We start from the raw sequence: 23,062 nt of genomic DNA on the forward strand, positions 1-23,062 counted from the left end.
GCACCAGAACAAAAAGGCCTCATCCGTTTCCGGTGAGGCCTTGTGTGACATGCGGTACTGCTCGGATGCTAACGCACAAGCGCCTCCCGTGAACCATTCTTTCGAATGTTCATCGGGCAATGATTCGCGATGGCGATGTGCTTGAACGTAGGCATGCGAACGAGTTTGTCGATGTCGTACGGCGTTGTCAACGACTATTTTCGAGACAGATGGCGATCACGCGTCGCGCTGGGCGAGCCCGTTGACGAGCAGTTCGGACAGCAGGCCCGTCATCCCGTTCGGATGCGTGGCGGCGTGTGCCTTCAGTTGTTCGACGAGCTCGGCGTTCAGCTTGCACGCGAACGGCACGAGGCCCTGTTCCTGGTCGAGCTTGCGCTGCGCGCGGCGATCGAGCTTCGCTGCGTCGTCGACGCCCTTGCCGAAGCGCGCGGAGCTCGACTGCTTCATCGACTGCGTCAGCTTGAGCGCCTTGTTCTTTTCTAGATCGGTTTTCTTCATGGCCATCGCGGCACCTCCGGGAAATGAAGCCGCGATTGTACGCATTTCGGCGGGCGACGCCCGCCGGAACCGTCATGAAGGCGATTGCGCAACGGATACGCAACCTGCTACGCAGCCGATTCCGTGCCCTTCGCCGTGCCCCAGTTGCCGCCGTGCGCGGCCGCCTGCGCGGCCGGCGAGCGGGCGAGATACGCGAGCGCCTGCTCGGTCGAGCCTTCATGGTGCGGCGTATAGCCCGGCTTGAAATAGCGCAGCGCCGCGCCGATCACTTTCCAGAACGACGGCAGGTGCCCGCGCCGCGAACCCTTCCACCACGACAGCACGAAGCCGGGATAGCGGCCGGCGGCGGGGTCGCGCCGGTACATGAACCGCGCGCCGCTCGTGATGAAGTAGAGCAGCAGCGCGATCACGAACGCCATGTGCACGCAGCGCTCCAGGTAGGTGCCGCCCATGTGGTTGTAGATGTCGAACGCGACGGTCCGGTGTTCGACTTCCTCCGCGCCGTGCCAGCGCAGCAGGTCGACCATCGTCGGGTCGGCGTGGCCTTCGTCGAGACCGTGCGCATTCAGCACCCAGTTGCCGAGATAGCCGAAGAAATGTTCGAGCGATGCGATCACCGCGAGCTGCTGTCGCAGCCAGAAGCGCGTGTGGCCGATCTTCAGCCCGAACGGCGCTTCGCCGAGCACGCGCGTGAACAGCCAGTTCAGCTTCTGCGTGAACGGTTTCGTGTCGATCCCGTGCCGGTCGTAGTAGTGCTTGAGCACGCCGCCGTGCGAGCGCGAATGCACGGCTTCCTGGCGCAGGAAACCTTCGGCTTCGTCGCGCAGGCGTGCATCGGTGATGTGCGGCAGCGCCTTGTTGTACACGCGGCAGAACCACAGCTCGCCTTCCGGGAACAGCAGGTTCAGCGTGTTGATGATGTGCGTGCTGCCCGGGTCGTTCGGCACCCAGGTGATCGGCGTGTCGCTGAAGTCGAACTTCACGTGCCGGGCCTTGATCTTGTGGTAGTCGGCGGTAGCGGTCATCTGTGTCTCCGTTGCTGTGCGGCGGCCTGCGCCGTCAATGCGATGCCATGCTGATGCGGGCGAGCATCCGGCCAAGCCACGGCATGAAGCGGCCGACGAAGCGCAGCAGATGCGCTTCGGTGCCCACCGCGACCACCGGCCGGTTGCGCAGCACGCCGTCGACCATCGCCTGCGCGACGGTTTCGGGCTTCAGGCCGCGCATCTGGTACAGCTTCGTCGCGCGTTTGCGCAGCCGTGCCTCGTCCTGTGCGTTGGCGCCCGCGTATTGCGTCGACGCCATGATTCCGGTTTCCGCGAAACCCGGGCAGACGGCCGTCACGCCGATGCCTTTTTCCGCGAGCTCCGCACGCATGCATTCGCTGAGCATCAGCACGGCGGCCTTCGTCGTCGCATAGGCGGGCAGGTCGCGCGACGGCCCGAACGCGGCGGCCGATGCGGTATTGACGATGTGGCCGCCGGTGCCGCGCGCGGCCATCTGCTGCGCGAACAGCCGCGAGCCGTGAATCACGCCCCACAGGTTCACGTGCAGGATGCGCTCCCAGTGCGCGGCGCTCGTATCGAGCATGCCGCCGGCCATGCCGATGCCCGCGTTGTTGATCACGACGTCCGCGCCGCCGAGTTCGGTGCCGACCCACGTCGCGAGCGCTTCCATGTCGTCGGCGGACCCGACGTCCACGCGTTTCGCGTGGGCTTGCGCACCGGTCAGCCCGAGCAGCAGCGCGGTGCGCTCGGCGCTCGCGAGATCGATGTCGCACGCGACGACCGTCGCGCCTTCGCGGGCGAACGCGAGCGCCGCGCAGCGGCCGATGCCGCTGCCCGCACCCGTGACGACCGCGACCTTGCCGCTGAAGCGGCCGCTGGTTGCGCGGCGGCGTGCATTCGCGAGCGCAGGCGGCTCATTGCCCGATTCGACCGTGTCGATCAGCTGCTCGGCGAGGCCGGCGAAGCGTTCCGGGTCGGCGAGCGGCAGCCAGTGGCCGGCCGCGACTTCGCGACGGTAGTACTGCGGGACCCAGCGCGACAGGTTCTCGGACAGCGCCGGGCTCACGTACTTGTCGCCGAGCGGCACGAGTGTCTGCACCGGCGCATGCGCGTAGCGTTCGCGCGGCGCGAAGAGGCAGCGGATGAAGTTCGCGCGATACAGGCGCACGCCGCGCGCGCCGTCGTCGGCCTGCGTCGCGCGTGCTGCCGCTGGCGTCTTCTCGACCCGGCGCAGCAGGCCCGGCCATGCCCGGCCGAGCCACAGCCGCCAGCCGAGCTCGGGGATGAATGGCAGGTGGAACAGGTACACGTACCACGAGCGCACGAGCTGGCCGCCGAGTTTGCCGAGTGACGCAGGTGTCGGGTGCAGCACCCGTTCGCGCAGCCAGAAGCCGACGTGGTCGAGGCACGGCCCCGAGCACGACGTGTACGACGCGATACGGCCGGCGAGCCGCGGATCGGTGACGAATTCCCAGCCCTGGATCGAGCCCCAGTCGTGCGCGATCAGGTGGACCGCGCGCCCCGGGCAGAGCGCGTCGATCACCGCGACGAAGTCGTCGGTCAGCTTGGCGAGGTGATAGTCGGCCGTGCGTTTCGGCGCGCCGGACAGGCCCGCGCCGCGCACGTCGTACGCAATCACGTAGTGCTTGCGCGCGAGCAGCGGCGCGACCTGCTGCCACACGCTGCTGTCGTCGGGATAGCCGTGCACGAGCACGACCGGCGAGCGGGACGGGTCGCCCCAGGTCCTGACCGCGAGCGTCAGGTCGCCGGAGGCGACGGCCGTCTCGCTGTGGACCGATTCGAACAGGGCCAGCGGCGCTTCGTCGGAAAGAGGCTGCATCGTGAGTCCGTCGTTCAGGGATTCGGGGAAGGGCGCGGGTGCGTCAGGCGGCGGCCGGCACGCTCGCGACGGCCTGCGCGCGTTCGGCCTGGCGACGCTGCCAGCGGCGCACGTGCGGCAGGTCGTCGTCGAGCCAGTACGCGTCGTCGTCGGTGATCACCAGCAGTTCCTCGAATTTCGCGCCGACACCGGCGAAGCCGAGATGCGGTTCGACGGCCCACAGGCCCGGCACGGGCGCATGCTCGGAGCGGCGGTCGATCGACCACAGCGGCGACCAGCCCTGCTGCTTGGCCGCGCGGCCCTGGTCGAGCAGCAGGTTGCGCGTTGCGTTCAAGCCGAAGCGCGCGACGAAGCGCGGCTTCGACAGCTTGTGGATCTTCGCGACGCGATGCGCGAGCACCTTGAACGGGTACGCCTTGTGGCGCGGTTCGACGCCCTGGCGGCGGCACAGCGCGTCGACCGCCTGCGCGACCTCGGCCATCGAGCGGCGCTCCTTCACGAGGCGCACGATCATGTCGCGATGGTCCATCAGGTCGTCCTGCAACTGCTCGAGGATGGGGTTGTGGCCGAGGCAGTGCGCGTAGCCGACGTCGGCGACGACGCCGTCAAGCACGGGCGCGACGTCGAGGATCACCGGCATGTCGGTCTCGAGCTGACGGTTGCTCGGGAAGAACGCGAGATTGAAGCCACCCATGTGCTTCAGGCCGGAGAAGCCTTCGAACGCGGTGCGGTCGCCGAACCACGCGAACGGCTTGTGCAGCCAGTCGTGCACGCCGTTGTCCTGCAGCCATTCGGTCAGGAGGCGCGCGGCTGCCTTCTCGGTGATGCCGGGGTAGAGCATCGCGCCGATCGTTTCGACACAGCGGTAGGCAAGCTGCTGGACCGCGCGGAATTGCGGCAGCTCGTCGAGGTGGACTTCCGGCAGCGGGTGGTCGGCCATGATGCGTCTCCGTCTCCAGGTGGGGTGCCGATCCGGAACGCGCCCGCCGATGTCGCCATCACGGGTTATTCAGTCAGCATTTAATGTGTCATTGATTGATGTAAAGATCATAGACGGTTCCGCGTGCCGGGAAGTGAGGATTTGTCCTAATGGAAGGGGGAAATGGAGGGAGGGCTCTAGAGGGGCCGAGGGCACGCGAGTCCGGGGACCGATACGCCGCAGCTGTCTCGGCGTACCGGCCGGGATGTCTCCGGCCGGCCTGCGCGCGGGCTTCCCGAGCCGATGATCCGGAAATCCCGGCGGGCGAACGGGCGACGTCGGGCAGGCGCCACCGTCACCGTTCCGGCTTCGACCCCAAGCGATCCAGCAACGCCCCCAGCAGATCGACCGGCAGCGGAAACACGATCGTCGAATTCTTGTCCGCCGCGATCGTCGTCAGCGTCTGCAGGTAGCGCAACTGCATCGCCTGTGGCTGCAGCGCGAGCCGCTGCGCGGCCTGCAGCAGCTTCTCCGATGCCTGCAGCTCGCCTTCCGCATGGATCACCTTCGCGCGCCGCTCGCGCTCGGCCTCGGCCTGTCGCGCGATCGCACGCACCATCGTCTCGTTCAGGTCGACGTGCTTGATCTCGACCGTCGACACCTTGATCCCCCACGCGTCGGTCTGCGCATCCAGCGTCTTCTGGATATCCGCGTTCAACTGCTCGCGCTCGGCGAGCAGCGCGTCGAGTTCGTGCTTGCCGAGCACTGCGCGCAGCGTCGTCTGCGCGAGCTGGCTGGTCGCCTCGACGTAGCGCGCGACCTGGATCACGGCCTTCTCCGGATCGACGACGCGGAAATACACCACTGCATTGACCTTCACCGACACGTTGTCGCGCGTGATCACGTCCTGCGACGGCACGTCGAACACGACGGTGCGCAGGTCGATCCGCACGACCTGCTGGACGATCGGGATGATCAGCACGAGCCCCGGCCCCTTTACCTTCCAGAACCGGCCGAGCATGAACACGACGCCGCGCTCGTACTCGCGGAAGATGCGGATCGACGACGCGGCGAGCACGACGATGAAGACGATCAGGACGCTGCTGAAGCCGAACGTGTAACCGATCATGAAGGTTCTCCCTGACGTGGGTTCTGCGGTCGCGCGTCGTACAACGGCGCGACGGTGAGCATCAGCCCGTGCCGGCCGGTGACGCGCACGCGGCAGCCGGCGGCGAGCGGTTCGCTGCTCGCGACGCGCCAGCGTTCGCCGTGCACGAGCGCCCAGCCCGCGGCCGACGGCGCGGGGCCGGCGGCGCCATGCGGCTGATCCGGATGGAGGCCGTCGTCGAGCACTTCGCCGATGCTGCCGAGCATGGCCTCGGCGCCGGTCACGACCGGCCGCCGCCGCGCGCGCAGCGCGACGCTCGACACGCCGGCAACCAGCAACCCGCCGCCGACCGCGAGGCCCGCGATCACCGGCCACGGAATCCCGTAGCCGGGCACGTCGGTGTCGATCAGCATCAGCGCGCCGATCGTAAACGACACGATCCCGCCGAAGCCGAGCACGCCGAAGGTCGGCAGGAACGCCTCGGCGACGAGGCAGCCCAGGCCGAGCAGCACGAGCCCGAGGCCCGCATAGCTGATCGGCAGCAACTGCATCGCGAACAGCCCGACCAGCAGACAGATCGTGCCGGCGACGCCCGGCAGCACGAAGCCGGGGTTCGCGAATTCGAAGAACAGGCCGTAGATGCCGATCGTCAGCAGGATCAGCGCGACGTTCGGGTCGGCGATGATCGACAGGAAGCGGCTGCGCCAGTCGGGCGCGAGCACGACGAGCGGCGCATGCGCGGTCGCAAGGTGCAGCGTGCCGGCGGTGGTCGTCACGGTACGGCCGTCGAGCTGGCGCGCGAGATCGGCGGGATCCTGCGCGATCAGGTCGACGACATGCTGCGCGCGCGCTTCGTTCGCCGACAGGCTCACGGCTTCGCGCACCGCGCGCTCGGCCCACGCGGCATTGCGGCCGCGCAACTGCGCGAGGCCGCGGATGTACGCGGCGGCGTCCTGCGTCGCCTTGCGGATCTCGGTGGATTGCGTGTCGTTCGGCAGCTCGGCGGCTGGCGTCGCGGATGCGCCGGACGCACCGGCTGCGCTCGACGCTCCCGACGCCCCGGCGGGCGGCGGCCGCGTCGCCCCCGGCGCGCCGCCGCCGATCCCGAACTGCACGGGCGATGCCGCGCCGAGGTTGGTGCCGGGCGCCATCGCGGCGATGTGGCTCGCGTAGACGATATAGGTGCCCGCGCTGGCGGCCCGTGCGCCGCCCGGCGCGACGAACGCCGCGACCGGCACCGGCGACGCCAGGATCGCCTTGATGATCTGCCGCATCGACGTGTCGAGCCCGCCGGGCGTATCGAGCTGCAGGATCGCGAGCGGCGCGTGTTCGTGCGCGGCGCGCTCGAGCGAGCGGACGATGAAATCGGCGCTGGCCGGCCCGATCGCGCCGTTGACCGGGATCACGACGACCGGTGGCGTAGCGGCGGGAGCGGCAGCGGGAGCCGATGCAGGCGGCGCGGCGAGCGCCGCGCATACGACGAGCAGCGCCGCGAACAGTGCGGCGCGCGCGACCCGCGCGGAAAGCGGGTGACGGGGGCGGCCGTCGGGGGAAGCGGGCGGCGGCCCATGACGATGAATGCGCATCGGGGCGTCCGGGCGGCGCGCGGCCGCACGCCGTCCGGCTCGCGGAAAGGGCGTTGGCCCGATGCTTGAAGATTAGGCGGTTTCGGCGGAAAGCGCGAAGGCGGGGTCGCCGGCCCTGTACTCAGCCTGCGCTGCCGCCCCCGCGCGCGAGCGCTTCTTCGCGATACTCGGCCGGGCTGCGCCCGCTCCACTTGCGAAACGCGCGGTAGAACGCACTCGGCTCCGCGAAACCGGTGGCGGCGGCGACGTCGGCGATGGTGCGCGACGGATCGGCCAGCGCCTCGAACGCGAGATCGCGCCGCAGCGTGTCCTTGATCGACTGGTACGCGTGGCCTTCCTGGTGCAGCTTGCGGCGCAGCGTCGCTTCGGCCACGTGCAGCCGCGCGGCCATCCCGCCCGCGCCGGGCCACGACGCCGGCGGCATCCCGCGCAGCACGGTGCGCACGCGCTGCGCGAGCGCGTTCGGGTTGCGGTACTTGACGATGAAGCTGGCCGGCGCGTTGCGCAGGAACGCCTTCAGCGTCTTCGCGTTCTGCATGACCGGCAGCGTCGCGAATTCGGGATCGAAATCGACATACGAATCGGGCTGGTTGAACCGCATGTCGTCGCACAGCATCGACGGATATTCGTGATCGGTGGGCGGCGTGTCGCAGCGGAAGCTCGCGTGCAGCACCGGAATGCGTCGCCCGATCAGCCAGCAGGTGAGCCCGTAGACGATGATGAAATAGGTCGCGTACGTGAACATCGCGGGCGCCGCGGCGCTGTTGCGGTGCACGAAACGCAGCCGCACGCGCTGCGGATTGGCATCCAGCTCCGCGTGCAGGTCGTCGAGCACGCAGTGCATGAAATTCACCGCGCGCGCCATCGCGTGCAGCCCGTCCTGCGCGGACAGCGCGGCCTGGCTCATCGCGATGAAGCTGCCGCCGCGCATCGGGTGGCGATCCTGCCCGAAAAACTCGTCGTCGAGCGCGCGCGCAATGGCGTTCCACAACGCGCCGTATTGCTGCGCCGACACGCGCGCACGCGGCTGCGCCAGCAGCGCGGACGCGATGCCGGCCTGCGCGAGCAGCGGCTCGGCCGCGACGCCGCGCCGGGTGGCGAGCGCGACGCTGTACGCGACGAGGCTGATCGCGACGGTTCCCTTGTCTTCCTGCTTCATCGGCGCCGCCGGTATGGCAAAAACGCTCAGTGTAAATGAGCGGCGCGAGCATCGAACAGTCGCGCGTGCTTGCCTACACTTGTTGCATCGAAACGGAAGGTCGGTCGCGATACGCGGCCGCGGGAGACAGCAGCACCATGGACGAGCTTTATACCGAAGACCAGCGGATGATTCGCGACGCCGCGCGCGCCTTTGCCACCGAGGTGCTGGCACCGAACGCCGCGCAGTGGGACCACGATGCGCAATTGCCCGACGCCGTCGTCGCGCAGCTCGGCGAACTCGGCCTGCTCGGGATGATCGTGCCGCAGGAGCTGGGCGGCGCCTATACGGATTACGTCGCGTATGCGCTGGCGATGGAAGAGATCGCCGCCGGCGACGCCGCGTGCGCGACGATGATGAGCGTGCACAACTCGGTCGGCTGCGGGCCGATCCTCGGTTTCGGCACGCCGGCGCAGAAGGATCGCTGGCTCGCCGAGATGGCGGCGGGCCGCATCATCGGCGCGTTCTGCCTGACCGAGCCGCAGGCCGGCTCCGAAGCGAACAACCTGCGCACGCGTGCGGAACTGCGCGACGGCAAATGGGTGCTGAACGGCGCGAAGCAGTTCGTGACCAACGGCCAGCGTGCCGGGGTCGCGATCGTTTTTGCCATGACCGACCCGGAAGCCGGCAAGCGCGGCATTTCCGCGTTCCTGGTGCCGACCGACACGCCGGGCTTCATCGTCGGCAAGCCGGAGAAGAAGATGGGCATCCGCGCATCGGACACGTGCCCGATCACGCTCGATAACTGCGCGATTCCCGAAGAAAACCTGCTCGGCAATCGCGGCGAAGGGCTGAAGATCGCGCTGTCGAACCTGGAAGGCGGGCGCATCGGCATTGCCGCGCAGGCGCTCGGCATCGCACGCGCCGCGTTCGACAAGGCGCGCCGCTACGCGGGCGAGCGCGTGCAGTTCGGCAAGCCGATCGCCGAGCATCAGGCGATCCAGCAGAAGCTCGCCGACATGGCCACGCAGATCAACGCGGCGCGCCTGCTCGTGCATCACGCGGCGAAGCTGCGCACCGCCGGGCTGCCGTGCCTGTCGGAAGCGTCGCAGGCGAAGCTGTTCGCGTCCGAGATGGCCGAGCGCGTGTGTTCGGATGCGATCCAGATTCACGGCGGCTACGGCTACCTGGCCGATTACGAAGTCGAGCGTCATTATCGTGACGCGCGCATCACGCAGATTTACGAGGGCACCAGCGAGGTGCAACGGATGGTGATTGCGCGACAGCTTTGAGTCGCGATGTTCGTTGCGCAGACAACGATATGAACGCGCAGCGCACGAGGGTAGCGCGGTGAACGCGGCACGCAACGACGTGACCGTGCGCCGCGCGACACGGAGCCGGGCATGGGCTGCAGCGCATGCGCCGGTTGACCGCCGGGTTTGGAGACTGGAGACGGAGACGACACGATGACGGTACAGGCATTCCTCGACGCACGCGACTTCCTGCTGCGCCATCGCACCGACTACGAAACCGCTTATCGCGATTTCGAATGGCCGGTGCTCGATGCGTTCAACTGGGCGCTCGACTATTTCGACCCGATGGCGCGCGGCAACGACAAGCCCGCGCTATGGATCGTCGACGCGGCAACCGGTACGGGCGATCCGTATTCGTTCGCGCAGATGTCCGAGCGCTCGTCGCGCATCGCGAACTGGCTGCGCGGGATCGGCGTCGTGCGCGGCGACCGGATCCTGCTGATGCTGCCCAATCGTGTCGAGCTGTGGGACGCGATGCTCGCCGCGATGAAACTCGGCGCGATCGTGCTGCCGGCGACCACGCAGCTGTCGGCCGACGACGTGCGCGATCGCGTGCAGATCGGCGGCGCGAAATACGCGATCGTCGACGAGAACGAAACCGCGAAGTTCGAACAGGCCGATCTCGGCCTCGAGCACAGGATCGTCGCCGGCGCGCCGCGCGCAGGCTGGCTCGCGATGAACGACGGCTATGCGGCGAGCGCCGCGTTCGAGCCGGACGCCGTCACGCACGCGAACGATCCGATGCTGCTGTATTTCACGTCGGGCACGACGTCGAAGCCGAAGCTCGTCGAGCATACCCATCGCACCTACCCGATCGGGCACCTGTCGACGATGTACTGGGTCGGCCTGCAACCCGGCGACATCCACTGGAACATCAGCTCGCCGGGCTGGGCGAAGCACGCGTGGAGCTGCTTCTTCGCGCCGTGGAATGCGCAGGCGTGCGTGTTCGCATTCAACTACGCGCGCTTCGAGCCGAAGGTCGTGCTCGATGCGCTCGTCAAATACCAGGTGACCACGCTGTGCGCGCCGCCGACCGTGTGGCGCATGCTCGTGCAGCAGCCGCTCACGTCGTTCGACGTGAAGCTGCGCGAGATCGTCGGCGCGGGCGAGCCGCTGAATCCCGAGATCATCGAGCGCGTGAAGAAGGCGTGGGGCATCACGATTCGCGACGGCTACGGCCAGACCGAGACGACCTGCCTGATCGGCAACTCGCCGGGCCAGCCGGTCGTCGCGGGCTCGATGGGCCGGCCGCTGCCCGGCTACCGGATCGCGCTGCTCGACCCGGACGGCGTGCCCGTTGGCGAAGGCGAGATCGCGCTGCCGATCGGCCGCGACGTGACGCGCCCGGTCGGCCTGATGAACGGCTATGCGAACAACCCCGATGCGACCGCGCATGCGATGCGCGGCGGCCATTACCGCACGTCGGACATCGCGATGCGCGGCGACGACGGCTACTACGTGTACGTCGGCCGCGCGGACGACGTGTTCAAGTCGTCCGACTACCGGCTGAGCCCGTTCGAACTCGAGAGCGTGCTGATCGAGCATCCGGCGATCGCGGAAGCGGCTGTCGTGCCGAGCCCGGACCCGGTGCGGCTGGCGGTGCCGAAGACCTTCATCACGCTGCGGCAGGGCTACGAGGAAAGCCCGGCGCTCGCGCTGGAGATCTTCCGCTTCTCGCGCGAGAAGCTCGCGCCGTACAAGCGCATTCGCCGGCTGCAGTTCGCGGAGCTGCCGAAGACCATCTCGGGGAAGATCCGCCGCGTCGAACTGCGCCGCCGCGAGATCGAGCGCGGCGACGACGCGAGCGCACGCATGCCCGGCGAGTACTGGGAAGAGGATTTTGCCGCGGAACTGAAATGACCGGTCGCGAGCGGCGCGCCGCCCGCGGCCTGACTGAACCGAACCGGCCGCGCGTTGCATGACGCCACGCGGCCCACTGCAAGGAGAGAGCACTGATGAACGCGAATCCGACGCCCCGCTCGGGGCAAGACGTGCCGACGGTCAAGCTGCTGATCGACGGCGCCTTCGTCGAGTCCACCACCAGCGAGTGGCGCGACATCGTCAACCCGGCGACGCAGCAGGTGCTCGCGCGCGTGCCGTTCGCGACCGTCGCCGAAGTCGACGCGGCCGTGCAGGCCGCGCATGCCGCGTATGCGACGTGGAAGAACACGCCGATCGCCGCGCGCATGCGCATCATGCTGAAGTTCCAGGATCTCGTGCGCGCGAACCAGCAGCGCATCGCGAAGACGCTGACGGCCGAGCAGGGCAAGACGCTGCCCGACGCCGAAGGTGACATCTTCCGCGGCCTCGAAGTGGTCGAGCATGCGTGCTCGGTCGGCACGCTGCAGCTCGGCGAATTCGCGGAGAACGTCGCAGGCGGCGTCGACACCTACACGCTGCGTCAGCCGCTCGGCGTGTGCGCGGGCATCACGCCGTTCAACTTCCCCGCGATGATTCCGCTGTGGATGTTCCCGATGGCGATCGTGTGCGGCAATACGTTCGTGCTGAAACCGTCCGAACAGGACCCGCTGTCGACGATGGCGCTCGTCGAGCTCGCGGTCGAAGCCGGCGTGCCGAAGGGCGTGCTGAACGTCGTGCACGGCGGCAAGGAAGTCGTCGACGCGATCTGCACGCATCCGCTCGTGAAGGCGATCTCGTTCGTCGGTTCGACGAACGTCGGCACGCACGTGTACAACCTCGGCAGCCAGCACGGCAAGCGCGTGCAGTCGATGATGGGTGCGAAGAACCACGCGATCCTGCTGCCCGACGCGAACCGCGAGCAGGCGATCAACGCGCTGGTGGGCGCCGGTTTCGGCGCGGCCGGCCAGCGTTGCATGGCGACCTCGGTCGCGGTGCTGGTGGGCAACGCGCGCGACTGGCTGCCGGACATCGTCGCGAAGGCGAAGGCGCTGAAGGTCAACGCGGGCTCGGAAGCGGGCACCGACGTCGGGCCGCTCGTGTCGCGCGGCGCGAAGGCGCGGGTGCTGTCGCTGATCGAGGCGGGCATCAAGGAAGGCGCGAAGCTCGAGCTCGACGGCCGCGGCGTGAAGGTCGCCGGCTTCGAGGAAGGCAACTTCGTCGGCCCGACGATTTTCTCGGGCGTGAAAACCGACATGTCGGTCTACACGCATGAAATCTTCGGGCCGGTGCTGGTCGTGATGGAAGTCGACACGCTCGACGACGCGATCGCGCTCGTCAACGCGAACCCGATGGGCAACGGCGTGGGCATCTTCACGCAGAGCGGCGCGGCCGCGCGCAAGTTCCAGAGCGAGATCGACGTCGGCCAGGTCGGCATCAACATCCCGATCCCGGTGCCGGTGCCGTACTTCAGCTTCACCGGTTCGCGCGGTTCGAAGCTCGGCGATCTCGGCCCGTACGGCAAGCAGGTCGTGCAGTTCTACACGCAGACGAAGACGGTCACCGCACGCTGGTTCGACGACGACACGACGGCCGCCCCGGTGAATACGACGATCCGGCTGCATTGACGACGACGCAGGCGATCGGCGCGGCGCGCCGATCGTGAGCGAAGCATGGGATGGGAGACACGCAATGAAAATCGGTTTTATCGGTCTGGGCCACATGGGCGCGCCGATGGCGCTGAACCTGTTGAAGGCCGGCAATGAAGTGCACGCGTTCGACCTGAGCGCCGACGCATTGCGCGCGCTGCAGGACGCTGGCGCGCAGGTTGCCGCGTCGCCGCGCGATGCCGCGTCGGGTGCGGCGTTCGTGATCACGATGCTGCCGGCCGCACCGCACGTGCGCTCGGTGCTCGCCGGCGAGAACGGCGTGCTGGCCGGCCTCGGCGCCGGCGCGACCGTGATCGATTCGAGCACGATCGATCCGGCGAGCGCGCAGGCATTTGGCGCGCTGGTGCGCGAGCACGGCGGCGCGTTCGTCGATGCACCCGTGTCGGGCGGCACCGGCGGCGCGGCGGCCGGCACGCTGACCTTCATGGTCGGCGGCAGCGACGTCGACTTCGAGCGCGTGAAGCCGGTGCTCGCCGGGATGGGCAAGAACATCGTCCATTGCGGCCCGACGGGGATGGGGCAGGTTGCGAAGGTCTGCAACAACCTCGTGCTCGGCATCTCGATGGCGGCCGTGTCGGAGGCGATGTCGCTCGGCGTCGCGCTCGGCATCGACCCGAAGGTGCTGGCCGGCATCGTCAACACGTCGACGGGCCGCTGCTGGAGTTCGGACACCTACAACCCGTATCCGGGCGTGATCGCCACGGCGCCGTCGTCGCGCGGCTACAGCGGCGGCTTCGGCACCGACCTGATGCTGAAGGATCTCGGCCTCGCGAACGATGCCGCGAAACAGGCGCGCCAGCCCGTGTACCTCGGCGCGCTCGCGCAGCAGCTGTACCAGACGATGAGCAGCCGCGGCGACGGACAACTCGATTTCTCGGCGGTGATCCGCCTGTATCAACCGCCTACGAAGAAGGACGCCTCATGATCGAACTGGACTACGTCGACGACGGCGCGATCGCGTGCGCGACGCTCAAGCGTCCGCCCGCGAACGCCTTTACCGCCGACGGTCTGCAGCAGCTGCAGCAAACCGTCGCCGAACTGAATGCGAACCCGCGCGTGCGCGCGCTGGTGATCACCGGCGACGGCCCGAAGTTCTTCAGCGCCGGCGCCGACCTGAACACGTTCGCCGACGGCGACCGTGGCGTCGCGCGTGCGATGGCCGCGCGCTTCGGCGCGGCGTTCGAGGCGCTGCATGACGCGCGCGTCGTGACGATCGCGGCGATCAACGGCTATGCGATGGGCGGCGGTCTCGAATGCGCGCTCGCGTGCGACCTGCGCATCGCCGAGACGCATGCGCAGATGGCGCTGCCCGAGCCGTCGGTCGGCCTGCTGCCCTGCGGGCTCGGCACGCAGACGCTGCCCTGGCTCGTCGGCGAAGGCTGGGCGAAGAAGATCATCCTGGCCGGCACGCGCGTCGATGCGGCCACCGCGCTGCGGATCGGCCTCGTCGAGGACGTGGTCGAGAGCGGCACGGCCCGCGATGCGGCGCTGGCGCTCGCGCGCAACGTTGCGCGGCAGAGCCCGCACGCGGTGGCATACAGCAAGGAGCTGATCGGCCTCGCGCGTCGCGGTGTGCCGCGCAGCGCGGCGCTTGCCGTCGAGCGCGAACGCTTCGTCGACCTGTTCGACACGAACGATCCGCGCGAAGGCGTGGCCGCATTTCTCGGCAAGCGCGCGCCGCAATGGCATCCCGATGGAGAGGCGCAACGATGAGCACGCCAGCCATGAATCATGACAGCGTCGCGCAACCGGCACCGGAGGTGCTGTTTCGCGTGGTGAACCGCGTGGGGTTGATCACGCTGAACCGGCCGGCCGCGCTCAATGCGTTGTCGTATCCGATGATCGGCGAGCTGGCCGCATTGCTCGAACGCTGCCGCGCCGACGACCAGATCGTCGCGGTGGTGCTGCGCGGCGCGGGCGAGAAGGGCTTCTGCGCGGGCGGCGACGTGCGTGCGCTGTACCGGATGGTCACGCAGCGCGAGACCTGGCTGCCATTCTTCGTCGACGAATACCGGCTCGACTACGCGATCCATACGTTCCCGAAGCCGGTCGTCGCGCTGATGGACGGCGTGACGATGGGCGGCGGGATGGGGCTCGCGCAGGGCGCGGCGCTGCGCGTCGCGACCGAGCGCAGCAAGATCGCGATGCCCGAGACGCGCATCGGCCTCGTGCCCGACGTCGGCGCGACGCATTTCCTGTCGCGCATGCCGGTCGAGGTCGAACTGTACGTCGGGCTGACGGGCGCGATGCTGTCGGGCGCCGACGCGCTGAGCGCGAAGCTCGCAGACCTGTGCGTGCCGTCGTCGTGGCTCGATACGTTCGAGACGCGCATCGAAAGCATCAAATGGGACGGCGACGTATTGCCGGCGCTGCGCAAGGTGTTCGAGCCGCCGTGCAACGTCGTGCCGCACGCGGCGCTCGACAGCCAGATGCCGTGGATCGTCCGTCACTTCGACAAGCGCTCGACCGTCGAGCGAATTGTCGCGACGCTCAAGCAGGATCTCGCGCGCGACGAGCTGTCGCGCGAGCACCGTCGATGGCTGCAGGCGACGCTCGATGCGCTCGTCGGCCATTCGCCGACGATGCTGTGCGTGACGCGCGAAGCGCTGCTGCGCGGCCGGCAGATGACGCTTGCCGAGTCGTTCCGGATGGAGCTCGGCATCGTTGCGCGCGCCATCGAGGAAGGCGACTTCTGCGAAGGCGTGCGCGCGCATCTCGTCGACAAGGATCGCAAGCCGCGCTGGGCGCCCGCGTCGCTCGTCGAGCTGCGCGCCGAGCGCGTGCGGCATTTCCTGACGTCGCCGTGGAAGGTGTTCACGCATCCGCTCGCCGATCTCGGCGCGGCGTGACGACCCGACGCGCCCGCGCGGCGCGTCGGTTTCAACCGGTTTCCTTTCTTCGCGTCGCCGGTCAGCGCTCGATCATCGGCGGCACCGCCTGCACGAGCGCGTCGATCACGCAGCGCGTCTTGCGCGGCAGATAGCGCGTTTTCGGCCAGATCGCGTGAATGTCGCCTTCGCAGACGAAGCAGCGATCGAGCACGACGACCATCTCGCCGCGCTTCACGTAATGGTCGAGCAGCCAGCTCGGCAGCCACGCGATCCCGAACCCCGACGCGCCGGCCGCCGCGATCGCCTGCACGTCGTCGAAACTCAGTTGATGCGGCATGTCGATGCGCACCGTCGAGCCGTCCGGCGCGCGCAGGTCCCACGGTTGCGTGACGCCCGAGCGTGAATACGCGATCGTCCGGTGCTGCTTCAGGTCGTCGAGCGTTTGCGGCATGCCGTAGCGCGCGAGATACGACGGCGCCGCGCCGAGGCTGCCGTATTGCGTGCCGAGCCGGCGCACCGCGAGGCTCGTGCTGTCCGCGAGCGTGCCGATGCGCACCGCGAGATCGATCCCTTCCTCGACGAGATCCACGAAACGGTCCGTGATCGATACGTCGATCCGCAGATGCGGATAGGTGCGGGCGAGGTCGAGCACGATCGGCGTCACGCAGTGGTGCCCGAACGCGAGCGGCACGCTCAGCCGCAGCTTGCCGCGCGCTTCGTTGCGGCCGCAATCAAGATCGGCTTCGGCCGCTTCGAGCTCCGCCAGCGCGCGCACGCAACGGTCGTAGTACGCCTGGCCGTCGTCGGTCAGGCTCTGGCTGCGCGTCGTGCGCTGCAGCAGCCGCGCGCCCAGCCGCTTCTCGAGCCGCGCGATCGCCTTGCCGACCGCCGAGCGCGTCATGTCGAGCCGTTCGGCGGCAAGCGCGAAGCTGCCGGATTCCACGACCTGGACGAAGGTCGTCACGCCGTCGAGTCTGTCGGTCATGATGGTTACGTTGATTGCGTCCTGTGATTCCCCAGTTTTGAGAAATACAAGCGCCAATGGGGAGGGAAATTCTCACTATAGTACCGATTCCCCTATCGCGTGTGTCGCCGGCCGCACGCGGCGAATCCCTCTCACCTGGAGGCGCGCGGCCCGTTCCACGGCCGTCGCGCATGACGCATGACGCTATCCGACTCCCGCAGGAATGCGGTCGCGCTCGCGGCCGTTTGTCTCACGTCGCTGATGTTCGGTCTCGAGATCTCGAGCGTGCCGGTGATCCTGCCGACGCTCGAACACGTGCTGCACGGCGACTTCAACGGCATGCAGTGGATCATGAACGCGTACACGATCGCGTGTACGACGGTGCTGATGGCGGCCGGCACGCTCGCCGACCGGTTCGGCCGCAAGCGCGTGTACGTGATCGGCACCGTGCTGTTCGGCGCGACGTCGCTGCTGTGCGGGCTCGCGCCGAACGTGCCGGTGCTCGTCGCCGGCCGGCTGCTGCAAGGCGCGAGCGGCGGCGCGATGCTGATCTGCCAGATCGCAGTGCTGTCGCACCAGTTCCGCGAAGGGCGCGAGCGTGGCCGCGCATTCGGGATCTGGGGGATCGTGTTCGGGATCGGCCTCGGCTTCGGGCCGATCGTCGGCGGCGCGATCGTCGCGCTGGCGAGCTGGCCGTGGGTGTTCCTCGTCCATGCGCCGCTCGCGGCCGTCGCACTCGTGCTGATCGGCGGCGCGGTGCAGGAGTCGCGCGATCCGCATGCGGGCACGCTCGACGTGGCCGGTATCGTCACGCTGTCGCTCGCCGTGCTCGGGCTCGCGTTCTATATCACGCAAAGCGCGGAGCTGGGGCTCGCGAGCGCGGCCGGCCTCGGCGTGCTCGGCGCGACCGTGCTCGCGGCGATCGGCTTCGTCGTCGCGGAGCGCGTGAGCGCGCGGCCGATGTTCGACTTCTCCGTGTTCCGGATCCGCGCATTCACCGGCGCGATCTTCGGCTCGATGGGGATGAACTTCAGCTTCTGGCCGTTCATGATCTACCTGCCGATCTGGTTCCAGGTCGCGCTCGGCTACGACAGCGTGACGGCCGGCCTCGCGTTGCTCGCGTACACGCTGCCGACGCTCGTCGCGCCGCCGTTCGGCGAACGGCTCGCGCTGCGCTACGGGCCCGGTGTGGTGATTCCGGGCGGCTTGTTCACGATCGCGGCCGGCTTCGCGCTGATGCGGATCGGCAGCGGCGTCGATCACGCGAGCTGGCTCACGATGCTGCCGGGTTGCGTGATCGCCGGCATCGGGCTGGGGCTCACCAACACGCCGGTCACGAACACGACGACGGGCGCGGTGCCGAGCACGCGGGCCGGGATGGCGTCGGGCATCGACATGAGCGCGCGGATGATCTCGCTCGCGCTGAACATTGCGGCGATGGGCTTCGTGCTGGTCGCGGGGATCGTCGCGAGCCTGAAGGCCGGCGTCGCGGGGGCGGTCGATGCGGCGGCGCTGCGCACGCTTGCGCAGGAGATCGCGTCGGGGCGCACCGACGGGCTGCAGGCGATCGCGCCGGCGCTTGCAAAGGCCGATCCGGGCGGCACCGCGCTGCATGCGGCGCTCGTGCACGGGTTCGGCTGGGTGATGGTGTACGGCGCGGCCGGCGTGGCGTTGCTCGCGACCGCGAGTGCGGTGGCGTTCGCGCCGGCGCGGCGTGGGGCGACGGTGTGTGAGTGACGCGGGATGCGCCTCGCGTTGCGTGCCGCGTGCCGCGTCAGCGTTGCGCGGCCACGATCGTCATCATCGGCCGGTCGCGTTCCTCGTCGAGCGCGGGGATCGCGTCGACCTGTTCCGCCGTCGGCCCCCATTCGTTCAGGTGCGTGAGCGTGAAGCCGCTGCCGATCAGCAGGTTCACGAGCGTGCCGAGCGTGCGGTGCTGCTTGACGACGCCCGGCGCGAGCCAGTCCGTCACGCGTTCGCCTTCGCGCTGATAGCCGTCGATCGGCCAGGACCGTTGGCCGTGCGTATCGACGACGAAGCCCGGCCGGCGCGGCGCGGTGTAGATCGGATGCTCGATCGAGAACACCAGCCGGCCGCCCGGCACGAGTGCGCGGTGAATCGTGCGCAGCAGCGTGTCGAGATGAACGATGTAGTGGAACGTGAGCGAGCTGTACGCGAGATCGAACGCGGCGTCGGGCAGCGCGAGCGTTTCGAGGTCGGCGCGGCGATACGTGATCGCCGGGTGCGCGGCCGTCGATGCCGCGCGTTCGAGCATGCGTTCGGACACGTCGACGCCGAGTACGCCGGCTGCCCCCTGTTCGACGGCCCAGCGGCTGAACCAGCCGTAGCCGCAACCGAGATCGAGCACGTTCAGCCCGTGCAGCGCCGGCAGCCGCGCGCGCAGCGCGGGCCATTCGGGTGCGCCGTCGAGCCCGTGCACCGAGCGGTTCAGGCGGCTGTAGCCTTCGAAGAAGGCGGGATCGTCATAGATGTTCTGCGTCATCCGGAAGGCCTCGTGCGAACCGGGCGCGCGGCGTTGCGCGGCCGATTCCGCGAGCTTACGCGCCAGCGTTGCGTGCGTCGATCCTGCTTCGCGTGTCCCCATCGACGATCGTTCGCAGTGCCGCGAACAGCGGCGTGGCGTCGGTGTAGCGCCGGCCGTAGCCGAGATTGAACGCGTAATCGAAGTCGGGCGGGTTGCTGCCCTGGTTGTGCTGCAGGATCGTCTCGAGCTTGTCGAGCGCCTTCGCGGCACGCGCTTCCGGCGACGCGGCGGCCTCGTATTCGTCCCACAGCGCGACGATCTCGTCGCGCGGCGTGCGATCGAGGCCGGCCGTCAGCGTCAGCAGGTCGTCGCGTTCCTGCGTGCTCTTGTCCGGATGCGCGGTCTGCTCGATCGCCGGGATGTCGCCGTGCAGCGCTTCGCCGAGGTCGTGCACGACGCACAGCTTCAGCAGTTTCAGCGTGTCGACGCCCGGCAGTGCGTCGGCGAACACGAGCGCCATCAGGCACAGCCGCCAGCTATGCTCGGCCGTGCTTTCGGGACGGCCGGACGATGTGTGGCTGCTGCGCAGCACGTCTTTCAGGCGTTCGGCTTCGCGCAGGAAATCGAGCCGCGCGTGGAGGGTGTCGAGGGTCATGGCCGGAGGCGTGCTTGAGTCGAGCCGCCAAGCGTACGCCGTGCACGCGCGATGCGTCCACGCATGAAATATGCGTGCCAGGCGCCGCGGCTGGCGCGAGCGCTACAGTGTTTCGACGAGCCGTGCGGCCGAACCGTCCGACAGCATCATCCGCGTCCACCGGCAGGTGCTGCCGCGGATCGGCACGACGCGCGATGCATTGGCGCCGGTCGCGAATTCGACGCTCGGCGGCCCGGCACGATCGTGCCAGCCGAGCGGATCGAGCGCGGCCTCCATGCGGACGATCTCCGGCGACGCGTAGCGCCACAGCGACGTGCCGAGCAGCGTCGGTAGCGGTTGCGAAAATTCGGCCGCGCGCGCCGGCGAGCACGCGAGCAGCCGATGTGTGAGGTCGCAGACGAGGTGCATGCGCCCCGTGCTGCCCGCGATGAGCCGCGCGAGCGCCTGGTCGCCCGCCGAATCGAGCCGCGCGGCGAGCAGCCGCTCGGCGCTCGCGCGCTCGTCGGGCGACATCTGCTGGATGCCGGCTTCCCAGCGCGAGATCGTCGATTGCGCGACGCCGAACAGCTCGGCCGCATGGCTCTGCTTCACGCGGTGCAGCGTGCGCCAGCGCTTCAGCTGCGGGCCGAGCGGCGGGGTGTGAAGCGGCGAGGGCGTCATGGCGATGCTCCGGTTGGCGTGTGTGGTGCGAGTGCGGGCATGGCGGACGACCGTCGCCGGCGGCCGTTACATGATCCGCAGGCCGCCGTTCGCCTGGATGGCGACGAGCGCGATCGGCACGAGTACGATGCCGCCCAGCACGAGCACGCCGTCGGCGGCGACCGTGACCGGTGTCGCGAGGATCCGCAAGCCCATGCCGACCGCGGACGGCGATTCGGTGATGTACACGACGTAGCGCTGATTGAAGGCCTGCGCCGTCTTGTCGTCGACCTTGTCCCTGGCGGCGAAGCCGTCGGTCGAGTAGCGCTTGCCGCTGATGTCGCCTTCGAGCACGAGACCGGCTTGCGCGACGGTGAAGCCGTCGGCGGTTGCGGCCTGTTGCTCGTCCGCCGAGGCTTCCTTCGGCAGCACGATCCGGTAGTGGCCGGTCACGCTGCTGCCGCTCGCGTGAAAACCGGCGAACGCGGTGTGCAGCACCTTCCGGTAGCCGGACAGCAGCACGGGCCGCAGCGAGGCTGGCAGATCGAAAATGTAGTGGTAATCCGTACCGAGCACGACGAGCTTCTTGCCGTCTTCGGTGATCATGAACGCGGAGACCTGTTCGTGGTACTGGGTGTCCTTGTACAGCTTCGGCGTGAAACAGCCGGACAGCGGGAGGCAGGCCGCAGCCATGCCGGCGGCCAGCAGGCGCCGGCGCGTGTTCGATATGCGCATTTCTTGTTGTTCCGTCTTTGCGGTTTGAGATGGCTTTCGCCCTCGGAGCGGCGATTCTCGCGTATCCGGCGCGCGTTGTCGAACGGGAAATCTGCCGCGGCAGCGAACGGCGCGCGGCGCGTGCGGCGGATTCGGCCGTGCGCACGGCCGGTCGGAGCGGGCGCCCGCGCCGCGCCGGCATTGTTTTCGGCGGGCTTTCAACCGGCCCCTCCATATCTTATTATTCGGCCAGAGCGGCGCGCGCCGGTCGCGATCGGTCATGTCAATGCATGCCGACGCATGATGCGCCGGCAAGCATTGCCGAGTTTCGATTGCCGCGCCGTACGATGCGCGGTCGACAAGACAGGGCACGCGTGACCAGCGCGTATCCCAAAAAAATATGCGAGGGCGCGATGGTACGACTGGTCTTGCTGCTGCTGGGCATCGAATATCTGCGAACGCGCTGGCGCGGGCTGACCGTGCTGGGCTGGCTGTGGGTTGCCGCGGGTGTGGGCATCTTCGTCGACGCACTCGACGGCGCGCTGCATTTTCCGATCGAGGTGTTCGCGTGGCTGTTCCTGATCGAGGGGCTCGCCACGCTCGCGGTGGCCGGTAGCGGCGTCGGCGGGCAGCGCATCCTGCGCTACGTGAAGGGCATCGTGGTGGTGGTTGCGGCCGGGCTCGTGTTCGCGGGCCATCATCACGGCCACTTCCTGCTTTCGATGATCTTCGGCACGCTGTTCCTCGTCGACGGGGTGCTGCAATGCACCTCCGCATGGATGGTGCGTTACCGGCGCTGGAACGTCGCCTTCGCGTGGGGCGTCGTCGAGATCCTGCTCGCGATCTTCTTCTACCAGCCGTACCCGACGCACTATGCGGGCACCGTGCCGTATTGCCTTGGCTTGCTGCTGATGTTCGGCGGGATGCACATGCTGAACCTCGCGTCGCGCGTGCGGCGGCTGACGCGCAACCCGGCGTTCGTCACGTCGCCCGCGCCGGCGCTCGTGCCCGACATCGACGCCGCACCCGACATCCCGCGCTTCACGCAATCCGAATGGGACGGCCCGCCGGCCGATCACGAGCGCGCGCTCACCGTGCACGTGTGGACGCCGACCGGCACGTCGAAGGCAGAAGCGCAGCGCTATCCGGTGATCGACCGCTATATCGCGGCGGTGGACGTCAACGGCGTGATCTCGACCGGCCATGCGGCGCTGGAGTCGCCCGAGGGCATCTACATCAGCCTGTATCCGGCCGTCGAAATCGATCGTTCTCCGGACGAGTTCACGCGGATCCTGCGTGCGACGCGCGAGAACGACGTGCCCGGCCTGTTCCAGCCCGACTACGCGACCGAGTCGAAGGCGTGGTGCCCGTCGACCGTGCGCGTGCGGATCCGCAACTACGATCCGGCCAAGCTCGACGCATTCTGGTCGTCGTATCGGCAGACCGAGCTGTACAACCTCACGCACCGGAACTGCTCGAGCACCGTGTCGAACGCACTCGAAGCCGCGCTGGACGGCGCGGTGTGGCGGCTCAAGGGCACGCGGGCCGGGTGGGGCGCGTTCGTGCGGCTGCTGCTCACGCCCGAGCTGTGGGTGGCCGCGCAGATCCGCAAGCGCGCGGTGACGATGGCATGGACGCCCGGGCTCACGCTCGACTATGCGCGTGCGCTCAGCATGCTGGCCGATCCGCGGCCGTTCGCGTGGTGGAAGGTCGCGCGTTCGGCCGTGAGGGCGATCATGGCGTCGCGTCGCGCGTGGCGCCAGCAGGACAGTGCGGCATTGTCGCCGGGTGGATCGGAAGCCGCGTCGATGAAATAATCACGTGGCGCCGGACGAGGG

20 protein-coding genes are annotated in these 23,062 nt (G+C 68.6%); 8 read left to right on the top strand and 12 right to left on the bottom strand.

Annotated features, from left to right (window positions below; genetic code table 11):
* Positions 1–216 precede the first annotated feature (216 nt).
* From BX604_RS14340 to BX604_RS14370, 7 genes are all read right to left on the bottom strand, one after another.
* A complete protein-coding gene (locus tag BX604_RS14340) occupies positions 217–504 on the bottom strand; it encodes a hypothetical protein (protein WP_098551367.1) in 288 nt (95 codons plus the stop codon).
* 101 nt (positions 505–605) lie between these two features.
* A complete protein-coding gene (locus BX604_RS14345; protein WP_098551368.1) occupies positions 606–1,523 on the bottom strand; it encodes a metal-dependent hydrolase in 918 nt (305 codons plus the stop codon).
* Positions 1,524–1,557: 34 nt separating this feature from the next.
* The gene (locus BX604_RS14350; protein WP_098551369.1) at positions 1,558–3,345 is read right to left on the bottom strand and encodes an SDR family oxidoreductase; all 1,788 of its coding nucleotides are present in this window, start codon (positions 3,343–3,345) and stop codon (positions 1,558–1,560) included.
* A 43-nt stretch (positions 3,346–3,388) separates the two neighbouring features.
* The gene (locus tag BX604_RS14355) at positions 3,389–4,285 is read right to left on the bottom strand and encodes a M24 family metallopeptidase (protein WP_098551370.1); all 897 of its coding nucleotides are present in this window, start codon (positions 4,283–4,285) and stop codon (positions 3,389–3,391) included.
* 334 nt (positions 4,286–4,619) lie between these two features.
* Complete coding sequence (locus tag BX604_RS14360; RefSeq protein ID WP_098551371.1) at positions 4,620–5,393, bottom strand: slipin family protein; 774 nt, start codon at positions 5,391–5,393, stop codon at positions 4,620–4,622.
* Positions 5,390–6,958: an NfeD family protein gene (locus BX604_RS14365; RefSeq protein ID WP_098551372.1), complete on the bottom strand. Its 1,569-nt coding sequence runs from the start codon at positions 6,956–6,958 to the stop codon at positions 5,390–5,392. Before BX604_RS14365 ends, BX604_RS14360 begins: the two co-directional genes overlap by 4 nt.
* A gap of 121 nt (positions 6,959–7,079) precedes the next feature.
* The gene (locus BX604_RS14370) at positions 7,080–8,117 is read right to left on the bottom strand and encodes an AraC family transcriptional regulator (protein ID WP_098551373.1); all 1,038 of its coding nucleotides are present in this window, start codon (positions 8,115–8,117) and stop codon (positions 7,080–7,082) included.
* Between the two features lie 137 nt (positions 8,118–8,254).
* On the opposite strand from BX604_RS14370, the gene BX604_RS14375 reads away from it, so the two are divergent.
* The 6 genes from BX604_RS14375 (at position 8,255) to BX604_RS14405 (ending at position 15,785) form a co-directional block, all read left to right on the top strand.
* Positions 8,255–9,388: an acyl-CoA dehydrogenase family protein gene (locus tag BX604_RS14375; RefSeq protein WP_098552875.1), complete on the top strand. Its 1,134-nt coding sequence runs from the start codon at positions 8,255–8,257 to the stop codon at positions 9,386–9,388.
* Positions 9,389–9,562: 174 nt separating this feature from the next.
* On the top strand, positions 9,563–11,269 hold the full coding sequence (locus BX604_RS14385) for an AMP-binding protein (RefSeq protein WP_098551374.1): 1,707 nt from the start codon (positions 9,563–9,565) through the stop codon (positions 11,267–11,269).
* A 95-nt stretch (positions 11,270–11,364) separates the two neighbouring features.
* The gene (locus tag BX604_RS14390; RefSeq protein WP_098551375.1) at positions 11,365–12,894 is read left to right on the top strand and encodes a CoA-acylating methylmalonate-semialdehyde dehydrogenase; all 1,530 of its coding nucleotides are present in this window, start codon (positions 11,365–11,367) and stop codon (positions 12,892–12,894) included.
* A gap of 64 nt (positions 12,895–12,958) precedes the next feature.
* Positions 12,959–13,861, top strand: coding sequence for a 3-hydroxyisobutyrate dehydrogenase (mmsB, locus tag BX604_RS14395; protein WP_098551376.1), 903 nt, complete (start codon positions 12,959–12,961; stop codon positions 13,859–13,861).
* A complete protein-coding gene (locus BX604_RS14400) occupies positions 13,858–14,649 on the top strand; it encodes an enoyl-CoA hydratase (protein ID WP_098551377.1) in 792 nt (263 codons plus the stop codon). The genes mmsB and BX604_RS14400 overlap by 4 nt, the downstream gene beginning before the upstream one ends.
* Positions 14,646–15,785 (top strand): enoyl-CoA hydratase/isomerase family protein, encoded by a 1,140-nt coding sequence (locus tag BX604_RS14405; RefSeq protein ID WP_098551378.1) that lies wholly within the window; start codon positions 14,646–14,648, stop codon positions 15,783–15,785. Before BX604_RS14400 ends, BX604_RS14405 begins: the two co-directional genes overlap by 4 nt.
* 61 nt (positions 15,786–15,846) lie before the next feature.
* Here the strand turns inward: BX604_RS14405 and BX604_RS14410 are convergent, their stop codons facing one another.
* On the bottom strand, positions 15,847–16,752 hold the full coding sequence (locus tag BX604_RS14410; RefSeq protein ID WP_098551379.1) for a LysR family transcriptional regulator: 906 nt from the start codon (positions 16,750–16,752) through the stop codon (positions 15,847–15,849).
* A 177-nt stretch (positions 16,753–16,929) separates the two neighbouring features.
* On the opposite strand from BX604_RS14410, the gene BX604_RS14415 reads away from it, so the two are divergent.
* Complete coding sequence (locus BX604_RS14415; protein WP_098551380.1) at positions 16,930–18,468, top strand: MFS transporter; 1,539 nt, start codon at positions 16,930–16,932, stop codon at positions 18,466–18,468.
* Positions 18,469–18,505: 37 nt separating this feature from the next.
* On the opposite strand, the gene BX604_RS14420 is transcribed toward BX604_RS14415, so the two are convergent.
* The 4 genes from BX604_RS14420 to BX604_RS14435 form a co-directional block, all read right to left on the bottom strand.
* Positions 18,506–19,234, bottom strand: a complete 729-nt coding sequence (locus BX604_RS14420) for a class I SAM-dependent methyltransferase (protein ID WP_098552876.1) — start codon at positions 19,232–19,234, stop codon at positions 18,506–18,508.
* A 55-nt stretch (positions 19,235–19,289) separates the two neighbouring features.
* A complete protein-coding gene (locus BX604_RS14425; RefSeq protein WP_098551381.1) occupies positions 19,290–19,871 on the bottom strand; it encodes an HD domain-containing protein in 582 nt (193 codons plus the stop codon).
* Positions 19,872–19,973: 102 nt separating this feature from the next.
* On the bottom strand, positions 19,974–20,531 hold the full coding sequence (locus BX604_RS14430) for a helix-turn-helix domain-containing protein (protein ID WP_098551382.1): 558 nt from the start codon (positions 20,529–20,531) through the stop codon (positions 19,974–19,976).
* A 66-nt stretch (positions 20,532–20,597) separates the two neighbouring features.
* Complete coding sequence (locus tag BX604_RS14435) at positions 20,598–21,245, bottom strand: hypothetical protein (RefSeq protein ID WP_098551383.1); 648 nt, start codon at positions 21,243–21,245, stop codon at positions 20,598–20,600.
* 392 nt (positions 21,246–21,637) lie between these two features.
* On the opposite strand from BX604_RS14435, the gene BX604_RS14440 reads away from it, so the two are divergent.
* The gene (locus BX604_RS14440; RefSeq protein WP_098551384.1) at positions 21,638–23,041 is read left to right on the top strand and encodes an HdeD family acid-resistance protein; all 1,404 of its coding nucleotides are present in this window, start codon (positions 21,638–21,640) and stop codon (positions 23,039–23,041) included.
* The last annotated feature ends 21 nt before the right edge of the window (positions 23,042–23,062 follow it).

Source organism: Burkholderia sp. JKS000303, assembly GCF_002563755.1.
GTDB classification, from domain to species: Bacteria; Pseudomonadota; Gammaproteobacteria; order Burkholderiales; family Burkholderiaceae; genus Burkholderia; species Burkholderia anthina_B.